Annotated in this window: 11 protein-coding genes; 8 read left to right on the forward strand and 3 right to left on the reverse strand. The window is 40.0% G+C overall.

What is annotated here, in order from left to right; all coding sequences use genetic code 11:
• Positions 1 to 70: 70 nt before the first annotated feature.
• A complete protein-coding gene (gene seqA, locus ACN0T8_RS03335) occupies positions 71 to 613 on the reverse strand; it encodes a replication initiation negative regulator SeqA (RefSeq protein WP_417879225.1) in 543 nt (180 codons plus the stop codon).
• Between the two features lie 401 nt (positions 614 to 1,014).
• Between seqA and ACN0T8_RS03340 the strand changes: the two genes are divergently transcribed.
• The 4 genes from ACN0T8_RS03340 (at position 1,015) to fcrX (ending at position 3,352) form a co-directional block, all read left to right on the forward strand.
• On the forward strand, positions 1,015 to 1,785 hold the full coding sequence (locus tag ACN0T8_RS03340) for an alpha/beta fold hydrolase (RefSeq protein WP_417879226.1): 771 nt from the start codon (positions 1,015 to 1,017) through the stop codon (positions 1,783 to 1,785).
• Positions 1,786 to 1,880: 95 nt separating this feature from the next.
• Positions 1,881 to 2,102: a DUF2788 domain-containing protein gene (locus ACN0T8_RS03345; protein WP_027696997.1), complete on the forward strand. Its 222-nt coding sequence runs from the start codon at positions 1,881 to 1,883 to the stop codon at positions 2,100 to 2,102.
• Positions 2,103 to 2,182: 80 nt separating this feature from the next.
• Complete coding sequence (gene fldA, locus ACN0T8_RS03350; RefSeq protein WP_417879227.1) at positions 2,183 to 2,710, forward strand: flavodoxin FldA; 528 nt, start codon at positions 2,183 to 2,185, stop codon at positions 2,708 to 2,710.
• A 195-nt stretch (positions 2,711 to 2,905) separates the two neighbouring features.
• Entirely contained in the window at positions 2,906 to 3,352 is a 447-nt protein-coding gene (gene fcrX, locus ACN0T8_RS03355) for a ferric iron uptake transcriptional regulator FcrX (protein ID WP_417879228.1), read from the forward strand.
• Positions 3,353 to 3,495: 143 nt separating this feature from the next.
• On the opposite strand, the gene glnS is transcribed toward fcrX, so the two are convergent.
• Positions 3,496 to 5,160 carry a glutamine--tRNA ligase gene (gene glnS, locus ACN0T8_RS03360; protein ID WP_417879229.1) on the reverse strand — a complete coding sequence of 555 codons (1,665 nt, stop codon included), beginning with the start codon at positions 5,158 to 5,160 and terminating at the stop codon, positions 3,496 to 3,498.
• A 218-nt stretch (positions 5,161 to 5,378) separates the two neighbouring features.
• A complete protein-coding gene (gene nagE, locus ACN0T8_RS03365) occupies positions 5,379 to 6,938 on the reverse strand; it encodes an N-acetylglucosamine-specific PTS transporter subunit IIBC (protein ID WP_417879230.1) in 1,560 nt (519 codons plus the stop codon).
• A gap of 272 nt (positions 6,939 to 7,210) precedes the next feature.
• Between nagE and nagB the strand changes: the two genes are divergently transcribed.
• The 4 genes from nagB (at position 7,211) to ACN0T8_RS03385 (ending at position 12,097) form a co-directional block, all read left to right on the forward strand.
• Entirely contained in the window at positions 7,211 to 8,014 is an 804-nt protein-coding gene (nagB, locus tag ACN0T8_RS03370) for a glucosamine-6-phosphate deaminase (protein ID WP_417879231.1), read from the forward strand.
• Positions 8,015 to 8,026: 12 nt separating this feature from the next.
• A complete protein-coding gene (nagA, locus tag ACN0T8_RS03375; RefSeq protein ID WP_417879232.1) occupies positions 8,027 to 9,163 on the forward strand; it encodes an N-acetylglucosamine-6-phosphate deacetylase in 1,137 nt (378 codons plus the stop codon).
• Position 9,164: 1 nt separating this feature from the next.
• Complete coding sequence (gene nagC / locus ACN0T8_RS03380) at positions 9,165 to 10,379, forward strand: DNA-binding transcriptional regulator NagC (RefSeq protein ID WP_417879233.1); 1,215 nt, start codon at positions 9,165 to 9,167, stop codon at positions 10,377 to 10,379.
• 95 nt (positions 10,380 to 10,474) lie between these two features.
• Positions 10,475 to 12,097: a cation:proton antiporter gene (locus ACN0T8_RS03385; RefSeq protein ID WP_417879234.1), complete on the forward strand. Its 1,623-nt coding sequence runs from the start codon at positions 10,475 to 10,477 to the stop codon at positions 12,095 to 12,097.
• The last annotated feature ends 86 nt before the right edge of the window (positions 12,098 to 12,183 follow it).

Genomic DNA, 12,183 nt, shown 5'->3' on the forward strand with positions numbered 1-12,183 from the left:
ATCGAAAAAACCTCATAATACGTGATGAGTCAAATATTATGAGGCTCTTATTAAATCATTCTAATTAACGTTAGATGGCGTTACATACTTTATCAATCAAGTCTGCTTGAAAGCCCATTTGCGTCATTAGTTGCTGAACCATTTGGCGCTTACGGTTGGTATTATTATTAGTAATGACCCAAAACGGCGTATTTGGGATCGAGCGAGGCTTGGTCGTTTTACCGCTCGCTAACAAGGTTTCTTCATTATCAGCAAAGTAAACACGTGTACGACCTTTCACTTTTGCCGCTTCAGCAAAACTGGATGCTTCAATATGATACAAAGAAGATAAGATCAGCATAAAACGATCAATCGCTTTATCTTTCTCTGCAAACTCATCAGAAATAAGCAAAGATCGCATCACCTTGACGCCATCTGGCTTTTCTTGCTTAGCCGGCTTAGTTGATTCCACTGTATCAACGGTAACAGGATTCGTCATTGTTGCATTTGCTTGTGATCCTTGCTGCTCACCGATTAAAAGTCGACGTAAAATATCCGAGGCACTTTCACCAATATGCTGGGTTTGGCTCGCAATATAACGATAAAGTTCTTCATCTACTTCAATGGTTTTCATTGGCTTTTCACAATCTCAATCTGTTTAAACTCTAGAATGATTATACCTATAACTTACCGGATACTCTATGTTAAATACTCAGTGTTAGTAATAAAAAAGATCGTTTTGATCACTGAATGTTTTATTTTTTCATTACCGCACGGATAAAGTGCACAAATAATCAGCATTAAAAAACTAGTACGCCTTTCGACTCTAGTCTGAATTTATCTGGTGCTGATGGCATGATGTAAAATGAATATTTAGAATTTCAACGACCAATTTACTAAAGCGAGGATCTTGTGGACGTTTGTGGCTATTTCGCTTAGTTCTATCTCGAGATGGCATTTTACCAGGCTAAATGATTACTTTCGCATTATGACTGTATTATGATGTTTATTCGTACTTTCAGTTACAGGATTATTATGACTTCCCCACAACTTAACCATACAATTCAAGGTCAAGGCCCAGCAATCCTGCTCATTCATGGGCTTTTTGGCAGCTTAAGCAATCTAGGCTTATTAGCGAGAGACTTAGTTCAAGACCATACGGTTATTAGTGTTGATTTACGTAATCATGGGCATTCTTTTCATAGTGACACCATGAATTACGCTGTTATGGCGGATGATATCAATCACCTGTTAGTTGATTTAAATATTTCATCCGCCATAGTTATCGGCCACTCCATGGGCGGGAAAGTAGCAATGGCTCTTTGCAATATTGCCGCTGACAAAATCAGTAAACTCATCGTATTAGATATGGCACCCGTCGCCTATCAGCAAAGACGCCATGATAATGTTTTTTCAGGTTTAAAAGCCGTTATCAATGAAAAGCCTCAAAGCCGAAAACAAGCCTTAGACTGTTTGGCACGATATATTGAAATAGAGGGTGTGCGCCAATTCCTCGCTAAATCGTTACATACTAAAGATGGATACTTACAGTGGTTGTTCAATGTTGAGGGGATCATTAATAGCTATCAGCACATTCAAGACTGGGCCGAAATTTCTCCTTTCCACGGCGAAACTTTATTTTTAAAAGGCGCTGAATCTGACTACTTAATGCCAGAGAATCAAGCTGATATTCAAAAACAATTCCCAAATAGTAAAGCTCATATTATTGCTAATACTGGTCACTGGCTACATGCAGAAAAACCACTAGAGGTCATCCGTTCTATCCGTCGATTCATTAATAAATAATTCGCATTTCACTTATTCAGCGAGCGACTTCGCATTAACTTTCAATTGTATTAATGCTATAGTTCTGGGATAAAAAAACAACGGTGATCAAACGTATGCTTTACGAACATATCAATACTATAGAATCTCTAGGCTTAGATCTGTTTTTTGCATCGTTATTTTTATTGATTGGTTTAGCCATCAAAGATGTTTTAAAACAAGGTAATGTCCCGGTGTTTGGCCGTCGTATAGTATGGCTTGTTCTATTTTTAGGTTGTGCAGGCTTTATCGCCAAAGGATTAATCCAAATGAGCTGGGAAGGTACCGGCTTAGGCTAGCCACCGTACAACTGTAACGTATTCTTTTTAATTATATTGATACCGGCTTTTCCGGTAGTAGATAAATAGGTAATATTTCTATGGCAAGTGTAGGACTCTTCTTTGGTAGCGACACAGGTAATACTGAAGCAGTTGCTAAAATGATACAAAAAGAACTTGGCAAACAACTTGTGCACGTACAAGACATTGCGAAGAGCAGCAAGGAAGATATTGATAATTTTGATCTATTACTGCTTGGCATTCCAACTTGGTACTATGGTGAATCTCAATGTGACTGGGATGACTTTTTCCCTGAGCTTGAAGCAATAGATTTCTCAACTAAGCTCGTTGCTATTTTTGGTTGCGGTGACCAAGAAGATTATGCTGAGTACTTCTGTGATGCGATGGGAACCATTCGTGATATCGTCGAAGCGAAAGGCGGCACGATTATTGGTTACTGGCCAACAGAAGGTTATGAATTTGAAGCATCAAAAGCATTAGTTGATGACGATAACTTCATTGGCTTATGTATTGATGAAGACCGTCAACCAGAACTAACAGATGATCGCGTTAAAACTTGGTCAAAGCAGATTTATGATGAAATGTGTCTAGCAGAATTAGCTGATTAATCAAAATTTTGTGACATATCAAGATACCTCCTCTGTGAGGTATTTTGTTATCCTCACTCTAATGCTATAGTCATTTTAGATACATTTTTACAACATATAATGAAACGCAGTGAACTTGGTCGGTTAGTTCGAGTCATATTTACTGATGTCATTCATGCCTTCTGTTTTTAACGCAGAATCTCACAGGAAAGTACAATGCCAGATAACAACCAAGCTCTAAAGGAAGCAGGTCTTAAAGTCACCTTACCTCGATTAAAAATTCTCGAGGTACTGCAACAACCAGACTGCCAACATATCAGTGCCGAGGATTTATATAAGAAACTGATCGATCTTGGTGAAGAAATTGGCCTTGCAACGGTTTATCGTGTTTTGAACCAATTTGATGACGCAGGTATCGTAACTCGTCACCATTTTGAAGGTGGAAAGTCTGTTTTCGAACTATCAACTCAACATCACCATGACCACCTTGTTTGCCTTGATTGCGGTGAAGTGATTGAATTTACCGATGACCTTATTGAAGAGCGACAAAAAGAAATTGCTGCTAAATATAATGTCGTGCTAACAAACCATAGTTTGTACCTGTACGGTCGCTGTGCTAGCGGCAATTGTAAAACAGAGACTAACGCACACAAAACTAAGTAAATTTTATAGTTCACTTGCTGCTTATTTTAGTTTGATACAAATAAAAACGCACCTCATATGAGGTGCGTTTTTTATCAGCCAATCAAACTAATAAGGCGAGAAAGCTCTCACCTTACATGGATATATTGGCATAAATATATTGCTTATTGAGCGTCGATTTTAGCCCAGGTATCGCGTAAGCCAACTGTACGGTTAAATACTAACGATTCTGGAATAGAATCTTTAGCATCAACACAGAAGTAGCCAGTACGCTCAAACTGAAAACCAACTCCTGCTTCAGCATTGGCCAAGCTGGGCTCCACATAAGCTTTCTTAACAACTAAAGACTCAGGGTTAATCGTCGCTGCAAAGTCATCCGCCGCTGCAGGGTTTGGTACAGTGAAAAGACGATCATATAAACGAACGTCAGCCTCTAGGCCTTTTTCAGCTGAAACCCAATGGATAACACCTTTTACTTTACGGCCATCACTTGGATTTTTACCCAAAGTTTCTGGATCGTAAGTACAGTAAATCGTCGTTACGTTACCTTGCTCATCTTTTTCAATACGATTCGCTTGGATCACATAAGCTCCGCGTAGACGAACTTCTTTACCAAGAACTAAGCGTTTATATTTCTTGTTTGCTTCTTCACGAAAATCATCCGCTTCAATCCACACTTCACGTGTAAAAGGAACCTCACGACTCCCCATTTCAGGTTTATTCGGGTGATTTGCGATCGTCAATACTTCTTCACCTTCAAAGTTTTCAATTACCACTTTGACCGGATCAAGTACCGCCATTGCACGAGGTGCATTTTCATTTAGATCTTCACGAATACACGCTTCCAGTGAACCAAACTCAATCATGTTATCTTGCTTAGTCACACCAATACGTGAACAAAACTCGCGAATAGAGCCCGGAGTAAATCCTCGACGGCGTAAACCAGAAATCGTTGGCATACGTGGGTCATCCCAACCAGTCACTAATTTCTCAGTGACTAATTGGTTGAGTTTACGCTTAGACATAACCGTATATTCTAAGTTTAAGCGGCTAAATTCGTACTGATGTGGTTGTGATTCAATCGAAATATTGTCTAAAACCCAGTCATATAAACGGCGGTTGTCTTGAAATTCCAGCGTACATAATGAGTGAGTAATACCTTCTAACGCATCAGAAATACAATGAGTAAAGTCATACATTGGGTAAATGCACCACTTATCCCCTGTTTGATGGTGATTGATAAAACGCACACGATAAATCACAGGATCGCGCATAACGATAAACGAAGATGCCATATCAATCTTAGCACGCAGACAAGCCTTACCTTCTTCAAATCCACCATTACGCATTTTCTCAAATAACGCTAAATTTTCTTCCACACTGCGGTCGCGGTATGGGCTATTTTTTCCTGGCTCTTTTAACGTGCCACGATATTCACGAATTTCATCAGGGGTCAGCTCATCAACATAGGCTAAACCTTTTTCAATCAACTCGATTGCGTAACCATACAGTGCATCAAAGTAATTTGATGAATAGCAAATTTCACCATCCCAGTTAAAGCCTAACCAATTTACATCTTGCTTAATCGATTCAACGTATTCGATGTCTTCTTTCGCTGGGTTAGTATCATCAAAGCGAAGGTTACACTTTCCCTGGTAATCTTGTGCCAAACCAAAGTTTAAACAAATAGACTTAGCATGACCAATATGCAGATAGCCATTAGGTTCTGGTGGGAAACGGGTATGAATCCCTGTGTGTTTGCCATCCGCTAAATCCTTATCAATAATTTGACGGATAAAGTTAGATGGTCGAGCCTCAGCTTCACTCATCAATAGTACCTCAATAAATATAAGAGTCTTTTTATAATTAGGGCTAATGATCCACAATTCTAGCCCTTTACACAACTAGAAGTGATATTTTCTTTATTAAAAAGACCAAAAGTCTTCCAAGCCGTCAAAATTCACGCTTTTACTATTGGCCACATTTTGCAACAGGATAAAAAAAGGCTCCACAATAGGAGCCTTTATCTGGACAAGTTGATTACCAATTACGGTAGGACAACATCCGATAAATCATCAGAAGCCGGGATAGCTTTCATCTCACCTGCAACGATTTCAGCAAGTGGACCAAGAATAACTTGAAGGTTATTTTCACCCAATTTCACAACACCTTTTGCGCCAAGCTTTTTCAATACCGCTTCATCTACGATTGAGCGATCCTTCAATGTTAAGCGTAAGCGAGTGATACAAGCATCAATCGTCGTCACATTACTGTGACCACCTAACGCTTTTAAGTATTGGCGAGCAACCGCACCTGAAGGTTTCTCTGTCTTGTCAGCAGAAGCAGACACTTCTTCATCTTCACGACCTGGCGTTTTCATGTTGAAAGCTCGGATTAAGAAGCTGAAGATAAAGAAGTAAGCAACACCAAAACATAAGCCAATAACGAGTAGAGTCCAAGGTTTAGTTGCTAGACCCCAGTTCAATCCAAAGTCGATTAGACCCGCAGAAAAACCAAAGCCATGTAACGTGCCAAACATGTTAGCAACCACTAAAGATAGACCCGTTAATACTGCGTGTACTGCATACAAACCAGGTGCTAGGAACATGAACATGAACTCTAGAGGCTCTGTAATACCTGTTAGGAATGAACAGAAAGCAACTGAGAACAATGCACCAGCAACTTGGCTACGGCGCTCAGATGGAGCCGCTAGATACATAGCTAAAGCACCAGCAGGTAGACCAAACATCATGATAGGGAAGAAACCATTCATGAATACCCCAGCCGATTTGTCACCGCCGAAGTAACGGTTCAAGTCACCGGTTTTAACAATATCTTTCACGCTATCAACAACCGCTGTAATTTCTGGTGTTACTGCATTTTTAAAGGTAAATGTGTGTTCTTGGCCTACTATTAGCGTTTTAGCAACCGCAGGATCAACACATAATTGGTGAATATTAGAGAACGCACCAGAAGCCGTTACCATGATTTCTTGACATGAACCCATGCCAAACCAGAAGTAAGAATTAAGTACATGGTGAAGACCCACAGGAATTAAGGCACGGTTCAATGTACCGTAAATAAATTGACCAATTGCGCCAGACGTTGAAATGCTATGAGCTAAAGCATCAAGACCATGTTGAACTGCTGGCCAAACCACACCAAAAATAGCGCCAGCAACTAATGCGACTAAACCTGACATAATTGGTACTAAACGACGACCAGAGAAGAAAGCTAACCATTCTGGTAAACGAGTAGCATGGAATGCGTTGTAACAATGCCCTGCAATGATACCAGCAAAGATACCGCCGAAGAATGACATATTAACTTCAGCATCGATTTGTTGTGCTGTTGCAGTTAATACAAAGTAAGCAACGGCACCGGCTAAACCAGCCGCACCCGCACCATCTTTAGATAAACCAATTGCAATACCTAAACCAAATAGTAAAGGTAATTGGCTGAAAATAGCATTACCGGCTGATGCCATAAATGCGATGTCTAACAGGTCAGGTTGACCCAGACGAAGTAAAAGCGCTGCAACAGGTAATGTTGCAATAGGTAACATCAACGCTTTACCTAGTCTTTGTGCATATCCAAGTATATTCACCGTAATTCCCCCCTATAGGATTGGTAAAATTCGTATCACTTATTTTTCTTAAAGAATTTAGTACAACGACAGTCTATTCGATTAATTTTGGCCCGCAAATTAAAACCCTATTATTTGTGATCTTTATCAATAGTTATTTGCGAGTTTGCGTCATTCTTGTGAAGGATTTATCTTATTTATACTGGATAGTTTTCAAAACTTATTTTATCATGCAAAATAATGAAGTGAATATCCTATTCTAAATTTTATTTTTGTCCTATAAGAGGTGTACTGTGAGACTAATTCCACTCGATAATGCAAATGAAGTTGGCCTATGGTCAGCTCGCCATATTATAAATAAAATCAACAAGTTCAACCCAACAGAAGATCGTCCTTTTGTTCTTGGTTTACCGACAGGTGGCACACCTCTAATGACTTATAAGCAGCTAATTAAACTACATAAAGCTGGCGAAGTAAGTTTTAAGCACGTTGTGACATTTAACATGGATGAATATGTTGAATTAGCAACGGATCATCCTGAATCTTACCGTTCATTTATGTATGAAAACTTTTTCAACCATATTGATATTCAAGAAAAAAACATCAACTTACTCAACGGCAATACCGATGACCATGAGGCTGAGTGCAAGCGTTACGAAGATAAAATCAAGTCCTACGGTCGTATCAACTTATTCATGGGGGGTGTAGGTAACGATGGCCACATTGCATTCAATGAACCCGCTTCTTCTCTGTCTTCACGAACTCGAATTAAAACACTGACTGAAGATACACGAATCGCTAATTCACGTTTCTTTAATGGTGATATTAGTCAAGTACCTAAATATGCGCTAACTATCGGTGTTGGTACGTTACTAGATTCTGAAGAAGTTATGATTTTGATCACAGGCCACAATAAAGCACACGCTTTGCAAGCGGCGGTCGAAGGCTCAGTCAATCACCTTTGGACGGTATCTGCTTTACAACTGCATGCAAAATCAGTAATTGTGTGTGATGAACCTTCAACTCAAGAGCTTAAAGTAAAAACGGTTAAATACTTTAAAGAACTTGAAGCAGAAAATATTAAGAACTTGAAATAGAGGATGCCGACTATGTATGCTCTGATAAATGCAACAATCTACACAGGTCATGACGTACTTACAGAGCATGCTGTGATAGTGGATGCAGGTAAAATTCAATCTATCGTTAAAATGGATGAACTACCAAAAGAGATAGAGATTCACGATCTACAAGGCGCAAATCTTAGTCCAGGTTTTATCGATCTACAGTTAAATGGTTGTGGCGGCGTAATGCTGAATGACGCAATCACCGCCGATACCATGCATATCATGCACAAAGCCAATTTAAAATCTGGCTGTACTAGCTTTTTGCCAACATTAATCACATCCTCTGATGAAGATATGCAACAAGCTATTTCTGCAGCTCGTGAATATCAGCGACGCTACCAAAACCAATCATTGGGATTACATTTAGAAGGTCCTTACCTTAATGTGCTGAAAAAAGGCATCCACCGTCCTGATTTTATTCGCAAATCAGATGATGAGATGATCCAAATGATTTGTGATAACCACGATGTGATAGCCAAGGTAACCTTAGCACCAGAGCAAAATGAACCAGCGCATATTCAACGTTTAAGAAATGCAGGTATCGTTGTGTCCATCGGCCACACTAACGCTACTTACCAAGAGGCTCGTCAAGGTTTTGCTAATGGTATTACATTTGCAACACACCTTTTCAATGCAATGACTCCGATGGTTGGACGTGAACCAGGTGTTGTAGGTGCAATCTACGATACTTCAGAAGTTTATGCTGGTATTATTGCTGATGGCTTCCATGTAGACTATGCCAATATCCGAATCGCCCATAAAATCAAAGGTGATAAGCTAGTATTAGTGACGGATGCCACAGCTCCAGCAGGAGCTGACATGGATCACTTTATTTTTGTGGGTAAGAAAGTATATTACCGAAATGGTAAGTGTGTTGATGAAAATGGCACACTTGGTGGTTCAGCTTTAACCATGATTGAAGCCGTACAAAATACGGTTGAGCATGTAGGTATCGCTTTAGACGAAGCACTGAGAATGGCCACGCTTTATCCTGCACGAGCAATCGGCGTAGAGAGACAGCTTGGTGAAATCAAACCGGGAATGGTCGCAAACCTCACTGTGTTTGATCGTGACTTCAATGTAAAAGCGACGGTTGTTAACGGACAATACGAGCAGACATAGAATGAATGGCGGACAAATTGGTAATGTAGATTTAGTCAAACAACTTAATAGCGCGGCAGTATATCGCCTAATTGACCAACAAGGTCCAATTTCGAGAATACAAGTTGCCGATGTTAGCCAACTAGCCCCCGCCAGTGTCACTAAGATCACTCGCCAACTACTTGAGCGAGGATTAATTAAAGAAGTAGCACAACAAGCCTCCACTGGGGGTAGGCGTGCTATTTCTTTAACTACAGAAACAACCCCTTTCCATTCCATCGCTATTCGTTTAGGCCGAGACTACATCCAGTTAAGTATCTATGACTTAAGCGGCCATGAACTTGCCAATCATCACGCCTCTTTTAAATATGATAAACAACAAGATTTATTTGATGGTTTAGTCCTACATACCAAAGCATTCATCAATCAACACAAAGATACTATCGAGCAATTAATTGCTATTGGTGTCACTCTTCCTGGCTTAGTTAACCCTGAGACTGGAGTAGTTGAATACATGCCAAATACCGAGATCGATAACCTTTCTTTAGGTAAATTATTAAGCGATACATTTGAAGTTGAAACCTTTGTCGGTAACGATATTCGAGGATTAGCACTGGCTGAACATTATTTTGGTGCAAGTCGTGACTGCCAAGATTCCATCTTAGTGAGTGTTTATCGAGGCACTGGTGCAGGTATCATAGTTAACGGTCAAGTATTCTTAGGCTCTAACCGCAACGTAGGTGAAATCGGTCACGTACAAATTGAACCACTAGGCGATCGCTGCCAATGTGGTAATTTTGGTTGTTTAGAAACCATTGCCGCCAACCCTGCAATTATTGCTCATGTACAATCACGACTTGATCAAGGCTTCCCCTCAAGCTTATCTCGTGTCGATAAGCTTACCATGAGTGTGATTTGTGAACATGCAAATCAAGGAGATGACCTAGCTAGCCAAGCACTTATCCGTGTTGGCCACTACCTAGGTAAAGCCATCGCCATGACGGTTAACTTATTTAATCCACAAAAAATAATTATCGCAGGTGAACTGGTCAAATCGAAAGATATTATCTTTCATGCCATTCAACGAAATATTGAAAGCCATTCACTAACCGCTTTCCACAAAAACCTTCCGATTGTGGAATCCAAACTGTATGAGCAGCCTACCATTGGGGCATTTGCTATGATCAAGCGCGCAATGCTTAATGGTGTATTACTACAAAAATTACTGGGCGAATGAGATAAATAACACACTCTTTGAGTGCTTAAGTATATAATTCCGACGGGAATATCAATTGATATTCCCGTTTTTTATTTTAGGGAAAGGAATATTATATGGATCTCTTGCTTATTATCGCCGCTTTTGTTTCCGGCTTTATCGCGCTCAAATGCAGCCTTCCACCATTAGTCGGCTTTTTAATTGCAGGGTTTGGCTTGCAGTATGCAGGCTTTACTAGTAACGAAACCATATCGACATTATCCGATTTAGGTGTCACTCTTTTGCTATTCACTATCGGACTAAAGCTAGATGTGAAAACCTTACTCGCGAAAGAGATTTGGGCCAGTGCAACCTTGCATAATTTACTATCTACAACTTTTTTCACTTTAACTCTACTAGGCCTAAAGACTATCGGGATAAGCCTATTTAGCGATGTAGACACCACTCAAATACTGCTACTTGGTTTTGTATTATCCTTTTCCAGTACCGTATTTGCGATTAAAAGTTTAGAAGAAAAAGGCAGCATGAATTCCACCTTTGCCACCATATCAATTGGCATCTTGATCATGCAGGATATTTTTGCCGTACTTTTTCTTACCATTTCAACCGGTAAACTACCTGAATGGTATGCACTCGCGCTGTTTATTCTTCCCTTTCTTCGTCCTCTTTTTTATAAAATCCTCGACAAATGTGGTCACGGCGAGATGCTTGTCTTATACGGTTTTTTTATGGCGCTAGTCATGGGGGCTGGGCTTTTCAATCTCGTGGGAATGAAGGCAGATTTAGGTGCATTAATTTTAGGTATGCTGCTTGCAGGTCACTATAAAGCATCAGAGTTATCTAAATCTCTCTTTAACATTAAAGAACTATTCTTAGTTTGTTTTTTCTTAAACATTGGTTTATCTGCTCCACCTACTTTAGACGGCTTTATTCTTGCTCTGCTATTGCTTTGCTTATTGCCAATTAAGGGCGCGCTGTACTACGTCGTCATAAACCTATTTAAATTCCGTGTACGTACATCTTTACTCGTTTCACTTACCCTACTTAACTACAGCGAATTTGGACTCATAGTCTCAGGACTTGCTTATAAACTCGGTTGGTTACCCGACGAAATGATGATCGCGATTGCTATGGCTGTCTCTTTATCTTTCATTATTGCTGCGCCAATCAATAGTATGAGCCACAAAATCTATCGTTACACATCGCACTGGTTAAGAGATCAAGCGGATGAAAAACTGCACCTTAAAGACAAACGTATTAACCCTGGCCATGCCCAAGTCCTTATTCTCGGCATGGGCCGCATAGGTACAGGTGCTTACGATGAAATTCGTACCCGTTATGGAAAAATCAGCTTAGGCATAGAAACTCGATCAGATGTTGTACAAACACATAAAACCAGTGGTAGGAATGTCATCCAAGGCGATGCAACCGATTCTGATTTCTGGGAGCGCATCCTTGATATTGCCAATGTAAAGTTAGTATTACTTGCTATGCCCCATCATCAAGGGAATCAATCAGCACTCGAGCAGTTAAAAGCTCGTAACTACCAAGGGAAAATTGCGGCGATTGCCGAATATCCAGATCAGGTGGTTGAAATGACGGAAAATGGCGTAGATGCTGCCTTTAATATTTATAACGAAGCTGGTGCGGGTTTTGCTCGCCATGTATGCGACAAACTCAATCCACAATTCAAGACAATGCAACCCGGCGATTGGGATACAAGTAATAATTTAACTTAGTATCCATCGAATCGGATAAAAACCGACCAAGAGTGGATAGAATCTATAAATATATCGATTTTGGTGAATTCTATTCACACAAATTA

Origin of the sequence: Vibrio sp. (genome assembly GCF_048266485.1) — a bacterium.
Taxonomy (GTDB): Bacteria; Pseudomonadota; Gammaproteobacteria; order Enterobacterales; family Vibrionaceae; genus Vibrio.